Source organism: Oceaniglobus indicus (assembly GCF_002751875.1).
GTDB classification, from domain to species: domain Bacteria; phylum Pseudomonadota; class Alphaproteobacteria; order Rhodobacterales; family Rhodobacteraceae; genus Oceaniglobus; species Oceaniglobus indicus.
In genome coordinates this window covers 326,132-344,728 of record NZ_NMZM01000004.1, presented here as the reverse complement: position 1 = coordinate 344,728, position 18,597 = coordinate 326,132, and the positions used below count along the sequence as shown (strand labels likewise).

The following is an 18,597-nucleotide window of genomic DNA, read 5'->3' as shown; positions in this document are numbered from 1 at the left end:
TCGGTCATGCCTTCGCCTTGGCCTCGTCGCGGATCGAGTCGCGCGCCGCCCGGCTGGTGAGGCGGGCAATGATCACGAAGAACAGCGGCACGAACAGCACCCCCAGAACGGTGGCCGTCAACGTGCCACCCAACACGCCCGACCCGATCGCCGTGCGCCCGCCCGAACCCGCCCCCGTGCTGAGAACCAGAGGCAGCACGCCCAGCGAGAACGCCATGGACGTCATGATGATCGGGCGGAACCGCTGTTTCGCGGCCTCGGTCGCCGCCTGGAACAGCGGCACGCCGGCCTCGCGCTGTTCGCGGGCGAACTCGACGATCAGGATCGCGTTCTTGCCGGTCAGACCGATCACGGTCAGCAATCCGACCTGGAAGAACACGCCGTTCTCGAAGCTGCCCAACCATGCCGCCAGAAGCGTGCCAAGCACACCGATGGGCATGGCCAGCATCACCGCGAAGGGGATCGACCAGCTTTCGTAAAGGGCGGCAAGGGCAAGGAACACCGCCGCCAGCGACAGCGCATAAAGCAGCGGCGCCTGGTTGCCGCTTTCGCGTTCCTCCAGTGACAGACCGGTCCAGGCGGCGGCGAACCCCGGCGGCAGTTGCGTCACCAGACGCTCGATCTCGGCCAGGGCTTCGCCGGTCGACACACCCGGCGCGGGCGAGCCCTGGATCTGCATCGCCGATACCCCGTTATAACGGTTGACCCCCTGGGGGCCGTACGTCCACGAGGCATCCGCGAAATTCGAGAACGGCACCAACCCGCCGGTCTTGTTGCGCACGCGCCACTTGCCCAGGTCCGACGGGGTGGCACGGGCTTCGGCCTCGCCCTGCACATAGACCCGCTTGATGCGGCCGCGATCGATGTAATCGTTCACGTACCGCCCGGCCCAGCCGATCGACAGCAGGTTGCCGACATCGGTGGCCGACACGCCCATGGCCCCGGCCTTGCGCCAGTCGATATCCAGGTTGAACTGGGCCGCATCCTCAAGCCCGCTGGGACGCGCCGACGCGATCAGCGGGCTTTGCGCCGCCATCCCCAGAAGCTGATTGCGGGCATCCAGCAATTCCTGATGGCTCTGGCCGCCGCGGGCCTGGAGGAAGAAATCGAAGCCCGAGACGTTGCCCAACTCGATCACCGAGGGCGGCACGATGGGAAACACCATGGCATCCTGGATCTGGCTGAGCGCGCCGAATGCCCGCCCGGCCAGCGCCTGAATGCTTTGGCCGGGTTCCGTGCGTTCGGACCAATCCTTCAGCCGCACGAAGGCCAGGCCCTGGTTCTGCCCCTGCCCGCCGAAACTGAATCCGACGACACCGAAGGCGGATTCCACCACGTCGCTTTCCTGGGTCAGGAAATAATCCTCGACCTGCTTCACCACCTCAAGGGTGCGATCCGCCGTCGCCCCTGTCGGGGTCTGGATCAAGGTGAACAGGATGCCCTGATCCTCGGCCGGAAGAAAGCCGCCCGGTGTTCGCATGAACATGAACACGGCCGCGACGATGATCATCAGGTAGAGAAGGCCGACCCGGAACGGACGGCGCACGATCCACGCGATCGACGCGGTATACCCCTTCAGCGTTGCCCCGAAACCGCTGTTGAACCAGCCGAACGGGCCGCGCGTGCCGGCGCCTTCCTTCTTGGGTTTCAACATCGTGGCGCACAGCGCCGGCGTCAGCGTCAGCGCCAGCACGACCGACAGCACCATGGCGGAAATGATCGTGATCGAGAATTGCTTGTAGATGACACCGGTCGAGCCGGGAAAGAATGCCATGGGCACGAATACGGCCGACAGGACCACGGCGATGCCGATCAGCGCGCCGGTGATCTCGCCCATGGATTTGCGCGTGGCTTCGCGTGGCGAAAGCCCCTCCTGCTCCATGATCCGTTCGACGTTTTCGACCACCACGATGGCGTCGTCCACCAACAGACCGATGGCCAGCACCATCGCCAGCATGGTCAGCGAGTTTATCGAGAAGCCGAACGCCGCCAGCACCCCGAAGGTGCCGAGCAGAACCACCGGCACCACCAGAGTCGGGATCAGCGTCGCGCGCAGGTTCTGCAGGAACAGCAGCATCACCAAGAAGACAAGGATGATCGCCTCGATCAGGGTTTTGACGACCTCTTCGATGGAGATGACGACGAACGGCGTCGTGTCATAGGGGATGACATAGCGCACGCCCTCGGGGAAGAATTCGGCCAGCTCGTTCAGCCGCTCCTCGACCGCGGCGCCGGTGTCCAGCGCGTTAGCGCCCGGCGCAAGCGAGATCGCCATGCCGCTGGACGGCGCCCGGTTGAACCGCGAGATGGTGGCATAGTTTTCGGCCCCCACCTCGACCCGCGCGACATCGTTTAGCAGGACAAGACCGCCGTCGGTTTCGGCCCGCACGACGATCTGGCGGAAATCCTCGGGGGTGCGCAACAGGGACTGCGCCGTGATCGTCGCGTTCAGTTGCTGGCCTTCCACCGCCGGGCGCGATCCGAAGGCACCGGCCGACACCTGCGCGTTCTCGGACGACACCGCCGCCACGATATCGCCCGGCGTCAGGTTGAACGCGGCCAGCTTCGACGGGTCCAGCCAGATCCGCATGGCGTATTGCGCGCCGAACACCTGCACGCTGCCCACGCCGTCGACGCGGCTGATGTCGTTCACGAGGTTGGTGTTCAGGTAATCCGCAAGATCGGTCGCGTCATTTGCATCCGTGTCCGAGATCAGCGCCACGACCATCAGGAAGCCGGCGGATGACTTTCGCACCGTAACACCTTGGCGTTGCACGATTTCGGGCAAAAGCGCCGTCGCCTGCGACAGCTTGTTCTGCACCTGCACCTGGGCGATGTCGGGATCGGTTCCCGTCTCGAACGTCAGGGTGATCGACGCGCCGCCCGCCGACGACGAACTGGACGAGATATAGCGCATGCCGTCGAGGCCGGTCATCTGCTGTTCGATCACCTGCGTCACGGTGTTGGCGACGGTTTCCGCCGACGCGCCGGGATACGACGCATTGATGCTGACCGAGGGCGACGCGATCTGTGGATATTGCGCGATCGGCAGGATCAGGATCGCCAGCACGCCGATGCCCGAGATGAACAGGGAAATCACCCAGGCAAAGATCGGTCGGTCGATGAAAAAGCGGGCCATGGCGGATCTTTCCGTTGAAATCGTCGTATCAGGTGGGGCTGGCGCGGATCACTCGGCCGCGGCAGGCGCCGGTGCGGCGGGGTCGTCCGCCATGGCGGTCTTGACGGCACGTTCCTCGGGGGCGACGGTCGCGCCCGGCGCCACCTTCTGCAAGCCGGCGACGATCACCTTGTCACCGTCGGACAGACCCTCCGTCACGATCCAGCCCGCGCCCTGGTCCTGCAACACCGTCAGCGTGCGCTGCTCGACCTTGTTTTCGGCCCCGACGACCATGGCGGTCGCATTGCCGCGCCGGTCACGGCTTACCGCCTCTTGCGGCACGACAAGCGCGCCCTTGACGGTGCGCGTCGGCATCGCGACCTGAACATACATGCCCGGCAGCAACAGCTTGTCGGGGTTGTCGAATTCCATCCGCAAGACGACGACGCCGGTCTGCGGATCGACCTCGGGTTCGGCGGCGGTCAGGCTGCCGGTTTCGCTGAAGATCGATCCGTCGGGCAGTTCCAGCGTCACCGTGGGGTCGAAGGATTCGATACCCGCCGCCCCCTGCCCGCGCCGCCAGTCCAGCAGTTCGGCGGCCGATTGCGTCACGTCCACATAGACCGGGTCGATGGTGCGGATCACGGCCAGGGGTTCGCCCTGGCTGGCCGTGACCAGCGCGCCGCGGCTAGTCAGCGACCGGCCGATCTCGCCCGACAGGCGGGCGCGGATCGTGGTGCGGTCACGTTCGATCCGCGCCGACGTCAATTGGGCCTGCGCGACCTGGAGATTGGCCTCGGCGCCTTCGCGTTCGGCATCGGCGTTGTCCTTGGCCTGTTCGCTGGCGACGTTGCGCGATGTCAACTCGTCAATCCGCTCGGCCGACTTGCGCGCCGCGTTCAGCTGCGCCTGTGCCTGTGCGACGGCGGCTTCGGCGACCGCGACGGCGGCATCGTAACTGGCCGGGTCGATCTGATACAGCGGATCGCCCGCCTTGACCGGGCCACCCTCGCGGAACATCCGTTCGGTGATGATCCCGGCCACCTGCGGGCGCACCTCGGCGCGCGCCGACGCCACGACGCGCCCTGGCAGGGTGGTGGTCAGCGTCACGTCCTGCGCCTTGAGGGTCACGACCGTCACGGCGGCGGGCGGGCGTTCGCCCCCCTGCCCCTGGGCCAGGACGGGCGCGGTCAGCATCAGCAGGGTGGCCAGGGTCGTCGCGATACGGCGCATGGGCGCGGTTCGGTGCATGTTACGATACCTTTCGTTCGATCCGGCGGTCGGTCGGGACATAATGCGCGGTCCGGCGGGGACCATGATATTGCACGGCGGCGGGTCATGTCGGAGGGCGTTTCGGCCCGATGGCGCGGTGTGTGCCCAATTTTCGCATCCGCCGCCAGCCTTCAGCGGGCTCATCGGCGGGGTCGTTCGTCAATGTTGCGTGCCAGAACCACCCGCCCCGTGGGTGCGGCAACCATCACCTTGGGGTCGGGATCGGGTTCCAACAGGTGCGGGCGCCGCCGATACAACGCGTATGCGCCACAGGCAAGCGCCCCCATCAGCGGGATCAGCAGGCCCATGGCGAACACCGCGTCCCCCATGAAGGCGCCCAGCGTGCCCACCAACAGGCCCGATCCCATCTGCAAGAACCCCAGCAGCGACGACGCCGCCCCCGCGTTGCGCCCGAACGGCGCCAGCGCGGCGGTCGACATCGCAGGCATCACGAAGGCGATCCCGAAGGCATAGACCGCAACCGGCACCATGACGTGCAGGAAAGATGGCGGCCAGATCAACAGCGTCGCCGTGCCGGTGCTGCCGGCGGCAATGAACACCAGGCCGACGGGCACAAGGGCATAGGCGCCGAACCGCGGCATCAGCACGCGCACGGCCAGCGAGCCGGCAAAGAAGAACCCCGATTGCATCAGCATCCCCACCCCGAACTGCGTCGGTGACAGGCCCACTTCGTCCATCAGGATGAACGGCAGGAACGTCGCCTGCGCATAGAGCGCGCCCAGCGCACCCGCCATGACCGTCGATGTGGTCAGGAAATGTCCGTTGGTCAGCAACATCCCATAGCTGCGCAGCAACGCGCCCGGCTTCAGGCGGCTGCGATCCGGCACCACGGTTTCGCGCATCGACACCAGCGTCACGACGATCACCGCGGCGCCCATCACCACCATCAACGCGAAGATCGCGCGCCAGCCGGCCAAGGCCAGGGTCAGACCGCCGATGGTCGGCGCCAGGGCCGGGCCAAGCGCCAGGATGATGCCGATCAGGTTCATGATCCGCGACGACCGCTCGCCGGTGAACAGGTCTCGCACGATGGCGCGCGAAATCGCGATGCCGGCCGAGGCGCCGACCCCCTGGAGAAACCGCGCGACGATCAGAACACCGATGGTCGGCGCGAACAGCGCCAACAGGCTGGCCGCGCAATAGATCGCCATGAAGGCCACGGTGACCGGGCGCCGCCCCAAGGCATCCGACAGGGGGCCTGCGATCAGCTGGGCAAAGGCGAAGCCGCCGAAATAAAGGGTCAGCGTCAGCTTGACCACCGACTCGTCGGATCCGAACGCATCGACCAGCGCCGGCATCGCGGGCGTGTAAAGCGCCATGGACACCGGTCCGATGGCCACCAGCAACGCACCGATCATGCTGACGCGCCGTTCGCTCATCCTCGCAGGCAGGGTCATGACCGCCCTCCCGGGGTGCGCGGGCCGCGCAGGGATTCGAGGTTGCGGCGCACCTGGCGGGCGGTTTCGATGAACGCCGCCTGCGCGGCCGGTTCGATCCCCGCCAGCGCCGCGTCGTTCAACCCCTGGCCGATCCCGGCGATCTGGCGCAGCACCGGTTCGGACGCGCGCGTCAGGCTGACGATCTTGGCGCGCCGGTCGCCCGGATCGGGCGCGCGACGCACCAGACCCGCGGTTTCCAGCCGGTCGAGGAACACTGACAGGCTCATCGGGGCGACGCCCAGCAGATCGGCCAGGCAGGATTGGCGTTGCGGACCGTAGAGCGACATATAGCCCAGCACCCGTGCCTCTGCGGTGGTGACGCCCAGGTCATGTTCCAGCGTCAGCTTTTCAAAGGTCGCGCGGAACAGGCGTGACAGATCGCCGACGAGAAACGCGATATGATCGGTGTCGACGCCGTTGTTGGTCATGGGTCTGCCGGTTGCTAAGTGTGACTTATAATAACGGGCACATAGCAAAATCGGCGGCGTTGTCCACCCCCTTCACGGCGGCGGGCGCACCGCGGCCGCGCCAAGGGGCGCGCAACAGGTGAGATGCGGGCGGCATTCGTCCCCGGCCAACTCAGCCGGCCGGTTCGGCAACCTCGTCGTCTGCATTGGCGAGAAGGTGTTCGGGGATGTTCTTCTTGCTCTTGGCCCCCATCACGCGAAGCTGATCGACCTGGCGCAGCACGTTCCCGGTGCCGCTGGACATGCGCCGGATCGCCTCAGCCTGGCTGTCGCTGGCTTTCCTGAGGTGTTTTCCGATGTCGTCGATGCTTTCGACCACCGACGCGAACTTGTCATGCAGCCGTCCGGCCCGGTCGACGATCTCGTCGACGTTGCGATTGCGGCTGTCGATGGTCCAGAGGTGATCGACGATCTTCAGGATGGGCATCAGGGTGCTGGGTGTCATTATGTGAATGCGCTTTTCCGCCGCTTCCAGAACAAGATCCGGCTCGCGCGAGAGGGCGGCAGACAAGGCACCTTCGACCGGCAGGAACATCATCACGCTGTCCACGCTGTCATAGCCGATCCCGTCATAGGATTTCTTTGATAGCGACTGCATGTGCGCCTTCATGGCCAGGATATGGCGCTTCAACGCCGCCTCTTCCCGGTCGCGGTCTTGCCCCGCCTGCACCATGTCCTGATAGGCCACCAGCGTCACCTTGGAATCGATGATGACGTCGCGCTGGCCGGGCAGATGCACGACAACGTCGGGGATCAGCCGCTTGCCGTGTTCGTCGGTGGTGGTGGCCTGTTTGGTGAAATGTGTGCCCTCGACAAGGCCGGCGGATTCCAGGATCCGTTCGAGGATGGTTTCACCCCAGTTGCCCTGCCGCTTCCGATCACCCCGCAACGCCAGCGTCAGACTGTTGGCCTCGGCCGACAGTTCGCTGGCCTTGGCCTGCATCAGCTGGATCTGCTGGCCCAGGGATTGGCGTTCCTTGTCGGCCTTCTCGCTCATGTCCTTGATGCCGGTCTTGAGGAACCCAAGCTCCTGCTTGAACGGGGTCAGCAGTTTTTCAAGCTCGGCCTTTTGCACCTCGGTCGTGGCGCGCCCCTGATTTTGCAGCAATTCGGACGATATCGTCTTGAACTGATTCACGAAATGGGTCCGGTTCGCTTCGATTTCGGCCTTCAGCTCCTCATGCTTGATACGCTGCGTCTCGAGCGTTTGTGAAAGAACGCGGTTTTCGGTCTGCAAAGCGCTCTTTTCATCCCGAAGCCGCTCGGCGGCCTTGCGTTCGGCGCTCAACGCTTCATCCAGCTTGGCGATGCTGTCGCGTCCGCGGCGTTCCACGGCATCAAGCGTCTGATCATGCTCGGACTTCAGCGCCTCGATACGCGCCTTCAGCGTGTCACGATCGGTTTCCAGCCGTGCGGATTGCACCTGTTCCCGCGAGAGGCTGTGTCGCAGGCTGTCGCGCTCGTCACAGGTGTCGGCCAGCGTCTTTTCCAGACGCTGCACATCGGCCTGCGCCCGCGAGACCGCATCGGCCAATTCGGGGTCCTTCTGCACTGCGGGCGGCTTGCGGAACAGCAGAACCAGAACCGCCAGACCGATGATGACCAGAACCGGCAGTATCAACTGTTCCGGATTACTCAGAAGCGTTTCCAAATCGACCCTCATTTTCAGATACAAACCATAAACACTCGAAAAAGGGACGGGCTGTCAATGGGATGGGGCACGCGCCCGAAGGCCCGATCTGAGCGTCGCTGCCGCCTCAGGGCGCGGGATCGTCGTCGCGCCGCACCCGGAAGACCGCGAGATAGAGCGCCGGCACGAACACCAGCGTCACGATCGTGCCGACGATGATGCCGCCGATCATCGCATAGGCCATGGGCCCCCAGAAGATCTGGCGCGAGATCGGGATCAACGCGAGGCTCGCCGCCGCCGCCGTCAGCAGGATCGGGCGCGCCCGGCTGTCGGCGCCTTCGAAAACCGCCGCCCAGCGGCTGCGCCCCCGGTCGTGCAGCACCTCGATCTTGTGCACCAGGATGATCGAATTGCGGATCAGGATTCCCAGCAGCGCCAGGATCCCCAGGATCGCCACAAAGCCCAGCGGCGCGCCCGACAGCAGCAGCGCCACGACCACACCGATGATTCCCAATGGTCCGGCACACAGCACGATGAAGGTCAGCCGGAAACTCTGCATCTGGATCATGGTCAGCGTCACGATCAGGAACAGCATCAGCGGCACGACGGCAGCGATCGGCCCCTGCGATTCGGCGCTGGATTCGACGGTGCCGCCGATTTCGACGCGATAGCCCGCCGGCAGGGCGTCCGAGAATGCGGCCACCCGTGCGGCGATGTCGGTGGTGATCGTGGCGGGCTGTGCATCGGTCAGGATCGCCGCCTTCAGCGTGATCGTCGGCACCCGGCTGCGTTGGCTGATCTGCGGCAGTTCGGTGCCGTAATCGAAGGTCGCAAGACTGCTGAGCGGGATCGTCCGCCCGCCCGACACCGACAGTTGCAGACCGGTCAGCGCCCGGATCGACTGGCGCGACGACGCATCGCCGCGCGCGACGATATCGACAAGATAGACGTCATCGCGCAACTGCGTCACCGTCTGCCCGTCGAAGATCGAGTTCAGCCCCGTGGCGATGATGGTGGGCGACACGCCCAACTGGCGCACCTTGTCCTGAAGGATGTTCACCCGCACCAGCCGCGCGGGTTCGTTCCAGTCCATCACCACGGTGCCGAGGCGGGCGTCGCTGGCCATCAGCGCGGCGAAATCCCGCGCCCGGTCGCGCAGGATGTCGGGGTCGGGCCCCGAGATGCGGTATTGCACCGGACGCCCCACGGGCGGCCCGACGTCCAGCAGTTTGACATAAACGTCGATACCGGGAAATTCCTCGGCGGTGCGGCGGGTCAGATCGGCGCGCAGGGCGTCGCGGGCCGCAACCGATGGTGTCACGATCACGATCTGGCCGATGTTGGCGTTCGGCGTCAGCGTGTCGAAGGCCAGGATGAACCGCGGCGCGCCGCGCCCGACATAGGACGACCAGCCGCTGACCCTGTCATCGCCGGCCAGCATTTCTTCTATGCGCTCGATCCGAGCTTCGGTCGCGGTGATCGACGCGTTCTGCGGCAGGGTCACATCGACGATCAGTTCGACCCGGTCGGACGCCGGGAAAAACTGGTTCTCGACCAGGCGCATGCCATAGACCGACACTGCGAACAGGATCAGCGTCGCGGCGATGGTCAGCCAGCGAAACCGCATGGCGACCCGCAACACCACATGGAACGCGCGCCGGAAGATGCCAGGTTTGCCGTGCGTGTGCTTCATGTTGCGCGACAGGAACGTGACCCCCAGCAGCGGCGCGAACAGCACCGCCACAACCCAGCTGAGCACCAGCGACACCGCGATCACCACGAACAGCGAGAAGGTGAATTCACCGGCAGCGGACGAGTTCAGCCCGATGGGCACGAACCCCGCCACCGTCACCAGCGTGCCGGTCAGCATTGGAAAGGCGATGGAGGTCCACGCATAGGAGGCGGATTTTTCCAGCGTCTCGCCCCGCTCCAGCCGCGAGATCATCGTCTCGATGGCGATCATCGCATCGTCCACCAGCAGGCCCAGCGCGATGATCAGCGCGCCCAGCGATATGCGCTGAAGGGTGATGCCGAAATAGGCCAGCACCACGAAGGTCATCGCAAGGACCAGAGGGATGGTCATCGACACCACCAATCCGGCGCGCACCCCGAGGCTGATGAAGCTGACGCCAAGGACGATCGCCACCGCCTCGATCAGCGCCTTGACGAAATGGTTCACGGATTCTTCGACCACCACCGGCTGGTCCGCGACCTTGTGGATTTCGATGCCCGTGGGCAATTCAGCCTCGAAATCGCGCATCAGCGCCTCGAGTTCGGCACCGAAGTCCAGGATGTTGGCACCGTCGCGCTGGCCCACGCCGATGCCGATGGCGTCCTGCCCGTTGACGCGGAACAGCGCCTCGGGCGGATCGACATACCCGCGCCGGATCTCGGCGACGTCGGACAGGCGGAAGAACCGGTCGCCGACGCGCAGGTTGATGTCCTCCAGGCTTTCGACGCCGGAAAACTGGCCGCCCACGCGCACGCTGATCCGTTCGGCGCCGGTGTCGATGGCGCCCGAAGGAACGATGGCGTTCTGGGCGGCCAGCGTGTCCTGCACCGCCTGCTGATCCAGCCCCAGGGCCGACAGGCGGGCGGTGTTGTATTCAAGGTATATCACCTCATCGCGGGTGCCGAAAATCTCGACCTTGCCGGCATCGTCCAGCCCCTGGATGCCACGCCGGATCCGTTCGGCATGATCGCGGATCTCGCGCGGGGTGAACCCGTCGGACGTCAGCGCATAGATGTTGCCGAACACGTCACCGAAACTGTCGTTGAACCCGAAGCCCTGAAATTCGCTCGGGAAATCGCCCCGGATATCGGCCATGTAGTTGCGCACCCTCTGCCAGATCTCGGGCAAGGCGGGCGCGCGCACGGTGTCGCGCAGGTTGACATAGACGACGGTGCGCCCCGGCACGGTGACCGAACGGGTGAAGTCCAGCTCGCTCAGGTCGGCCAGCTTGCGTTCGATGCGGTCGGTGACCTGCGTCACCGTTTCCTCGACCGTGGCGCCGGGCAGCGCGCCGGTGACGATCATCGTCTTGATGGCAAAGTTGGGGTCTTCCTCGCGCCCCATCGAGGTATAGGCCATGGCCCCGGCCAGCATCGACACGAGGATCAGGAACCACAGGAACGAGCGGTGGCGCAGCGCCCATTCCGACAGGTTGAACGTCTTCATTGCGCCACCTGCCGGCCGACGGCCTGTCCCTCGCTCAGCATGCCGACCCCCTTGACCACGATTTCATCGCCTTCGGAAATTCCGTCGCGGATCAGCACCCGGCCGGCGAAGGTTTCGCCGGTCTGCACCGGCACCGACCGCACGATGCCCGCGGGCCGTTCGACCCGCCAGACCGTGCCATCGTCGCGCAACGCGGTCTGCGGCACCGATACGTCGCCCGCCCCGGCGCGGGCGGCGGTGACCCGCACCAGCGCCCCCAGCCGGAATCCGACCGGCGGCGCGTCGATGCGCAGATGCACCCGGCGGGTGCGCGTGGCGCTTTCCAGCACCGGATCGACCGACGCCAGCACACCGCGCGCCACCACGTCGCGGTTCGCGTCCAGCACCAGAACAAAGGCGTCGCCTTCGGAAAACCGCGCCAGTTGCGCATCGGTCATGTCGATCAGCACCTCGCGGTCGTCGGTTCCCGACAGCCGCAAGATCGGCTGGCCCGCCGTCACCGCCGCGCCGGGTTCCTGGTAAACCATGCTGACGACGCCGTCCTGCGGCGCGCGCAGGGTCGCATCTTCCAGGGTCTTTCGGGCATCCACCCCGTCGGCGTCGGCCTGATCGACCGCCGCGCGGGCGGCTGCGACGTTCTGATCGGCGCGTTCCAGATCCTGGGCGGAATCGACGCCGCGATCGACCAGGGTACGGGTGCGTTCGCGCGCATCGGTCGCGGTCTTCAAGCGGGCCCGCGCCACCACAAGGGCGGCTTCGGCAATCCGCACGCTCGATTCGAACTCGGACGGATCCAGCATGGCCAGCACCGCGCCCGCCGTCACCAAGGCGCCGGCATCCACCGGGCGTTCGGCCAGCGTGCCGGGCACCGGAAAGGCCAGGTCGGCCTCCTTGCGCGAACTGACCTCGCCCAGGAACGTCCGGCCGAACCCGTTGGGCCCCTTGACGTTTTCCGACACCACGGGGCGCGGGGCGGTGGGGACCGGTTCGGTTTCGTCCTGGCAACCGGCCAGAAACACGGCGGCGGCACACAGGACGGCGGCGGTTGCGCGGACGGCTTTCATTGCGCGTCACCCGGTTCGACGCGCGCCGCGCGCACCTTTTGACCTTCGAACAGAAGCTGACCGCCCGCGGTCACGACGGTTTCCCCCTCGGACAACCCCTCGCGGATCAGCACCCGGTCGGTTTCGTGGCGCAACACATCGACCTGGCGCAAGGACACCGTTGCGTCGTCCGGGTCCATGATCCAGACCGCGGCACCCTGTGCCGTCGCGCCGAGGGCCGAAAACGGCAACGCGACCACCGGCGGCTCGCCCAGGTTGACGGTGCCGCGCACCGTCTCACCGATCGACACGGCGCGGGGCGGATTATGGATCGCGACCTTGACCTGCACGGTGCCGAGATCGGGATCGACCAGCGGCGACACCTCGCGGATCGTGCCGGCGAACGGCACGGTATCGACCTCCAGCAGTTCCAGGCGCACGGGTGGTGCGTCCCGCGGCACGCTCAGCAACCCTTCGGGCACGTCGATCACCGCGTCATATTCAGCCCCCAGCGCCAGTTCGATCACGGTTTCGGCGGCGCCGACGACCTGGCCGACCTCTGCCGCGCGCGCGGTCACCAGCGCATCGCCGGGACTGACCAGAACGGTATCGGCCAAATCCTTTTCGGCCAGATCCAGCGCCGCGCGCGTCTCGGCCATCGAGGCTTCGGCAGAGCGCAACGCATCGTCCGCCGCGTCGCGGGCGGCGCGCGTCGTCGCGCCACGCTCCAGCAAGGCATCCTGGCGGCGGAAATCGCTTTCGGCGCGGGTCAGGTTGGCCTTCGCGGTGGTCAGCGCCGCCTGCCGCGATCGCAGGTTCTGTTCCTGCGACACCGCATCGATGCGCGCCAGCTCCTGCCCCGCGACGACCCGGTCGCCCTCTTCGATCCGCACGGCGGCGATCCGCCCGGCGGTGGGAAACGAGGCGTTCAACGTATTGCGCGCCGCGATTTCGCCAATCAGCGACACGGTAAGCCGGCCGGGCTGCATCCGCGCCTGCACCGTTTCGACCAGAAGCCTTTCGGAATGACTCACGTCCTGCGCTGCGGCCGGGGCGGCCCCGATCAGCGCCACGGACACCGCAATCGCCGCGCCCAGCCGTCGTGCCGGACCGGCCGAGGGCGCGAATCCGCCGGGATCGAAGGGGGATATTGTCACGGTCTGCCTTCTTCGTCCGGTCACCGGTTTCGCGGACGCATGATGTCCGGCCCCGTCATTACATCGCGCTCGATCCCGGAACAATATGCTGCGGCGTTTCGTCAACCCGGCGTCCCACCCGCCGCTCAGAGCAGCCATTCCACGGGAAGCCAGCCCACAACCGTCAGCGCAATGCGCTTGGGCGCGCTGGTGCCCGGTTCGTCGATGGTTTTCTCGCCCGTTTCGGGATCGACCCAGAACAGGCGATCGGCCTGTTTTTCGATCCGCCAGGCCTGACCGCCCAGGCCACGGTCGAATGCGTCATGCAGACCCTCGGCCATTTGCGCGCTGTCGATCAGCAGGCCCATTTCCGTGTTCAGCGTTGTCGAGCGTGGATCGAAGTTGAACGATCCGACGAAAATCCGCGCGCCGTCCACGGCAAAGGTCTTGGCATGAAGGCTGGCCCCGGACGATCCGAACGGGCCCAGCGTATCGGTCGGCGCGCCGGGCGCGGCCTGACGGCGCAATTCGAACAGGCCGACCCCCGAACGCAGCATGGATTTGCGCCGCTTGGCATACCCTGCATGCACCGGCAACACGTCCGTCGCCTCAAGCGAATTGGTCAGCATACGCACGGCAACACCGTGCCGCACAAGCGTGGCGAAAGCCCGGACCCCCGCTTTGCCCGGCACGAGATAGGGCGAGACACCGTCGAATTTCGTGTGGATCTCGCCCACCGCGCCCAGCAGGCGAACGGCCAGAAGATCCTCGCGCGGGACGGCCCCCTGCCCCTTGATCGGGTCGTCACTGACCAGAACGGCCCTGGTCCATTCAAGACCCAGATCGCCGCGCCCGAGACGCCCGACGATTTCGGATCGATTGATGATCTCGCCGTATTCGCGGATCTGCGCGGTGCCGCGATAGCGTTCGATGCTGGCCTCGATCGGATCGCCGGCGGGTGCGGGGCCGACAATCGGGCCAGCCGGGTGGGCCGAGGGTGTGTTCCAATACCTGTCGAAATCGGCCGACACCGCCGGCAACACCCCGCCGACCGCCAGCACATCCAGATCGACGAACAGGGCGTTCGGCCCGGTGCCGAAGTATTCGTCGCCGATGTTGCGCCCGCCCAGAATGGTCACGTGACCATCGATCGTGAACGACTTGTTGTGCATCCGCCGGTTCAGGCGAAAAAAGTCGAAACCATAGGACAACACCTTGAGCCGCCTGAGGTTGAACGGATTGTAAAGCCGCACCTCGATGTTCTCATGGGCGTCGAGGGTCGCAAGCTCGGCGTCGATCCCCGCCGTGCCGTTGTCGTCCAGCAACAGCCGGACCCGCACCCCCCGGTCGGCCGCACGCCGCAGCGCGTCCAGCATCAGATAGCCGGTCAGATCGCCGTGCCAGATGTAATATTGCGCATCGATGGACGAGACCGCGGCATCGGCCAGGATGACCCGCGCGGCAAAGGCGTCGGCGCCGTCGCGCAACGATGCGATGCCGGTCAGCCCCTGCTGATCGGCGCCGCGGCGGCGCAGTGCATCGGCCAGCGGGCCGGTATCCACCGGCGGCAACGCCGTCGGCATCCCGGTGCCGCCCGCCGAGGGGAGTGCGAACAGAACCCGCGCCAACAGGATCGACGCGACGACAGTCACGATCACGACCGCAAGTGCGCCGAACACCCAGATCATGCGATGCGACCCATCGACCGGCCGGCGATCGGGGCGTCGAGACAACCGTGTTCAGCCATTGCCCTGCGATCCTTTCGGGATTCGGTCTTGCCATCCGTACCCGATTGTCCTGCGCGCAAAGCCCTTGCACAAGCCCATGAACCCGCGCCCGCGAAATGACCGGGGCGGCGCCCGCAGCCGGTTCGCGCGGGACGCTAGCGCGCGGCGCGCCGGCGCCGGGGGGCGCTGGTGTCGGTATCGTCGTGCCCCTCGCGGTGAAACACATAGATCCCCGAGGCCAGGATGATCGCAATGCCCAGCCAGGTCAGCGCGTCCGGAAAATTGTCGAAGACAAGGTAGCCGGCAATCGTCGCCCCCAGGATTTCGAGATACTGGAACGGCGCAAGGCTGCTGGCCTCGGCGTCACGGAACGCCTCGGCGATCAGCACGAAACTGCCGGCGGCAAGCGCGCCGGCGGCCAGGATCGCGCCCCAAACCCAGGGCGGCATCGCGGCGGGCGCCAGGGTCAAACCTCCGCCCGCGTGCATCGCCAGCGTCAGCGCCAGGACGATCACGGCGGCATAGATCGTCGCGCCGCATTGCACCGTCAACGCCGAGCGTGTCCGGCTGGCATGGCGCAGCACGATCATGTTCAGCGCATAGGCCAGCGCCGCAACAACCGGCAACAGCGTGGCCCAGCCATAAACGCCGAACCCCGGCCGGATCACCACCAATGCGCCCAACAGCCCGACACCGACGGCCACCAGACGGCGCGGACCCGGCCGCTCGCCCAGAAGCGGGCCGGCCAGAAGCGTCAGCAACAAGGGCTCGACGAAAAAGATCGCGATGGCCGTGGCGATCGGCATCACCGCAAAGGCCGAGATCAGCGATACCAGCGACGTGGCGACCAGCGCGCCGGACAGCGCGACCACGGGCGAAAACAGAGATCCGCGCAGCCGGCGGCGCATCACGAAGGCGATCGGCAGCAGGAACAGACCCTGCGCCAGCAACCGCCACAGGGTCACTTCGATCGGGTTCTGCACCGTGGTCAGGATCTTGGAAAACGTATCGCCCATCGGCAACAAGAGCATCGCGCCGATCATGCACACCATCGCGCGAACCGGCTTGTCGAACGTCGGCAGTGCCGGATCCCGCGCAGTCTGGATGGTCGTGTCGGATTGCATCATGGCGCCACCTCGTCATCTGTGGATCACGGCAGGCCGCGATCCGGGTCCGGGCGTTCAGGACGAATGAAATGCGTGGTTGCGACAGCGGGGCACGACGCCATCGTGCCTCCGGTCAACCCCTGACCTAGGGGCGACGCGCGCGCCTGTCAATCGCCGTGGCCGGGACGCGGCACCGCCACGGGGTTCGATGAGCCGGGGGGCGTTTCGCACGCTCGGGTCTCAGTTTGGATCACCTGTATTCAACAGAGAAGGGGGCGACCGAAGCCGCCCCCGATCCGTCATCTCATCTTTCGGGCGACCGCTTCGCTTCCAGTATGAAGCTTACCTGCCAGAACTTCGCTGATCCGGCCTTGGTTGACCGCGAAGTGTGGAGCAATGTCGTGCTGATACATTCCCGACCAACGCATCAACCACACATGCACGGCATCATCGAAGGTTAGTCTGATAGTTTTGCCCATATTTAATGGCTCCTTAGAGCCGTTGACGGAGCGCTTGACGAGACTCAACCCCTGTGCGAAACACATGAGGTGATATCACAACAACCGCCAGTCAACGGCGGGTTTGCTTTAACCGCAGGGTGTGCAACCACCCTGCGGTTTCTTTTTAGACCATCGATGGCGAATCGCAACAGGCTCACACAGAATGTTGTGTCAATAGTTTTCTTGACGGCGCCCGGTTCTCCTATTAGAACCCCGCGCTTCCGGATTCATGTAAGCGGACGCGCGAGGCTAGAAGTGAATGCCAAGCCGCGTTCTGAGCCGCCCCGGTTTTCGGCGGCGCTGATTAGGTACCGCTGATCAACTCCACCCCGACCCATCATAGTCGTCCGGCGGCTCAATACCTGGCCACCGTTCTGCAACCTCGCTGCAGAAATCAGTGACGTTTTACAGGAAACATGTTTGCGATACGCTCGCGTTCAAAAGACTTGTAGCCGCTGGGTCGACAGCACGGCATGGCCTACACAACGGCGCCATTTGACCACCATCCACCGCATCAGGTAGGAGGCCGGACGTCTCTGCAAGTTCTTTATGGTGGGTCGTGACGGGTTCGAACCGCCGACATTTTCGGTGTAAACGAAACGCTCTACCAACTGAGCTAACGACCCCACGGGCGGCTTTTAATCCGGGCTTGCGGGGTCTGGCAAGGGGGAAGTGACGGCGGATCGCGGCGCGAAGGTGCGCACCGGCGATCCGGCCCCGTGGCGTGCCCCATTGACAGCCACGCGCCGGCGCTTTCTGCTTGAGCGATCCCAACGAAAGGTCTTATCCATGTCCCGCATCGCACTTGTCTCAACGCTGGCGGCGCTGCTGCCGATCACTGCCCTGGCCCAGGTGGTCGACGATACGCCGCGCACCGCGTTGATGTCGGCCTTTCCGCCCGAATGGCAGGCGCTTCAGGTAGGGTTGGAGAACGCGCAGTCGCAAACCCTGAAGGGCATCACCTTCGTCACCGGCGAAATGGAGGGCGAGCCGGTCGTGCTGTTCCTGTCTGGCGTCTCCATGGTGAACGCGGCGATGAGCGCACAGATCGCGCTGGACCGTTTCACCATCGAGCGGATCGTGTTTTCCGGCATCGCCGGCGGGGTCGATCCGAGCCTGAACATCGGCGACGTCGTGGTGCCTGCCCAGTGGGGCAAGTATCTGGAAGGCGTCATGGGGCGCGAAACCGATGGCACCTTCGCGATGCCGCCATGGATGTCATCGCCCTTTCCCAATTTCGGCATGATCTTCACCCGCGACTTCGGCGTCTCGACCGACCGCTCGGACGAGGTCGAGGAGCGGTTCTGGTTCCCCGTCGATCCCGACCTTCTGGCCATCGCCGAAACGGTCGCGGGCGACGTCACCCTGCCCGATTGTTCCGCCGATGGCGCGTGCCTGTCGCAGGCACCGCAGATCGTGACCGGCGGCAACGGCGTGTCGGGCGCGTTCTTCGTCGACAATGCCGCCCTGCGCGAACACGCGTTCTCGACCTTCGACGCGCAGGTGCTGGACATGGAAAGCGCGGCCGTCGCCCACGTCGCCTATGTCAACGAGGTGCCGTTCATCGCCTTCCGCTCGCTGTCCGATCTTGCCGGCGGCGGCGAAGGGGCCAACGAGATGGGCACGTTCATGTCCATCGCCGCCTCGAATTCGGCGCAGGTCATGCGCGCCTTCGTGGCGGCGCTGAACTGAACACCTGTTCTGCCCCGGCGCACGGCGTTGCACCGGGGCAAACGGCCGCTGTTTCCTGTCGCTTGGGGTGCATTTTGTTTCTATTAGTTGCCGAGCAAGCCCCCCTGGACGAAAGAAATGGAAATCTTCTGCGACACTGCGACAGTTTTTCTTGCCATGTGCCATTGACGCCCGTGGCAGCCGTGCATAATGTCGCCGCATTGACAAGGGGATCGATGATGTTCGACCTGATCGTAATCGTGGACAAAAGGTGCATGGGCCGGTAACG

The 18,597-nt window shown here is 65.6% G+C and carries 12 protein-coding genes and 1 tRNA gene; 1 reads left to right on the top strand and 12 read right to left on the bottom strand.

Annotated features, from left to right (window positions below; genetic code table 11):
• Positions 1-4: 4 nt before the first annotated feature.
• The 12 genes from CFP68_RS08720 to CFP68_RS08665 form a co-directional block, all read right to left on the bottom strand.
• On the bottom strand, positions 5-3,139 hold the full coding sequence (locus tag CFP68_RS08720; protein WP_099826517.1) for an efflux RND transporter permease subunit: 3,135 nt from the start codon (positions 3,137-3,139) through the stop codon (positions 5-7).
• Between the two features lie 48 nt (positions 3,140-3,187).
• On the bottom strand, positions 3,188-4,369 hold the full coding sequence (locus CFP68_RS08715) for an efflux RND transporter periplasmic adaptor subunit (protein ID WP_420915818.1): 1,182 nt from the start codon (positions 4,367-4,369) through the stop codon (positions 3,188-3,190).
• A 161-nt stretch (positions 4,370-4,530) separates the two neighbouring features.
• Positions 4,531-5,808: a multidrug effflux MFS transporter gene (locus tag CFP68_RS08710; protein ID WP_099826515.1), complete on the bottom strand. Its 1,278-nt coding sequence runs from the start codon at positions 5,806-5,808 to the stop codon at positions 4,531-4,533.
• Complete coding sequence (locus CFP68_RS08705) at positions 5,805-6,278, bottom strand: MarR family winged helix-turn-helix transcriptional regulator (RefSeq protein ID WP_099826514.1); 474 nt, start codon at positions 6,276-6,278, stop codon at positions 5,805-5,807. Before CFP68_RS08705 ends, CFP68_RS08710 begins: the two co-directional genes overlap by 4 nt.
• Before the next feature lie 151 nt (positions 6,279-6,429).
• Positions 6,430-7,968 carry a DNA recombination protein RmuC gene (locus CFP68_RS08700; RefSeq protein ID WP_158234149.1) on the bottom strand — a complete coding sequence of 513 codons (1,539 nt, stop codon included), beginning with the start codon at positions 7,966-7,968 and terminating at the stop codon, positions 6,430-6,432.
• A gap of 106 nt (positions 7,969-8,074) precedes the next feature.
• Positions 8,075-11,125: an efflux RND transporter permease subunit gene (locus CFP68_RS08695; RefSeq protein WP_099826512.1), complete on the bottom strand. Its 3,051-nt coding sequence runs from the start codon at positions 11,123-11,125 to the stop codon at positions 8,075-8,077.
• Positions 11,122-12,189 carry an efflux RND transporter periplasmic adaptor subunit gene (locus tag CFP68_RS08690; protein ID WP_099826511.1) on the bottom strand — a complete coding sequence of 356 codons (1,068 nt, stop codon included), beginning with the start codon at positions 12,187-12,189 and terminating at the stop codon, positions 11,122-11,124. Before CFP68_RS08690 ends, CFP68_RS08695 begins: the two co-directional genes overlap by 4 nt.
• Positions 12,186-13,325 (bottom strand): efflux RND transporter periplasmic adaptor subunit, encoded by a 1,140-nt coding sequence (locus tag CFP68_RS08685; RefSeq protein ID WP_158234148.1) that lies wholly within the window; start codon positions 13,323-13,325, stop codon positions 12,186-12,188. Before CFP68_RS08685 ends, CFP68_RS08690 begins: the two co-directional genes overlap by 4 nt.
• A gap of 125 nt (positions 13,326-13,450) precedes the next feature.
• On the bottom strand, positions 13,451-14,992 hold the full coding sequence (locus CFP68_RS08680) for a phospholipase D family protein (protein WP_099826509.1): 1,542 nt from the start codon (positions 14,990-14,992) through the stop codon (positions 13,451-13,453).
• 194 nt (positions 14,993-15,186) lie between these two features.
• Positions 15,187-16,158 carry a DMT family transporter gene (locus CFP68_RS08675; RefSeq protein WP_241524005.1) on the bottom strand — a complete coding sequence of 324 codons (972 nt, stop codon included), beginning with the start codon at positions 16,156-16,158 and terminating at the stop codon, positions 15,187-15,189.
• 278 nt (positions 16,159-16,436) lie between these two features.
• The gene (locus CFP68_RS08670) at positions 16,437-16,616 is read right to left on the bottom strand and encodes a hypothetical protein (protein WP_099826578.1); all 180 of its coding nucleotides are present in this window, start codon (positions 16,614-16,616) and stop codon (positions 16,437-16,439) included.
• A gap of 571 nt (positions 16,617-17,187) precedes the next feature.
• Positions 17,188-17,263, bottom strand: a tRNA-Val gene (locus CFP68_RS08665).
• 163 nt (positions 17,264-17,426) lie between these two features.
• Here CFP68_RS08665 and CFP68_RS08660 point away from each other — a divergent pair.
• Positions 17,427-18,329, top strand: coding sequence for a 5'-methylthioadenosine/S-adenosylhomocysteine nucleosidase (locus CFP68_RS08660; RefSeq protein ID WP_099826508.1), 903 nt, complete (start codon positions 17,427-17,429; stop codon positions 18,327-18,329).
• Positions 18,330-18,597 lie beyond the last annotated feature (268 nt).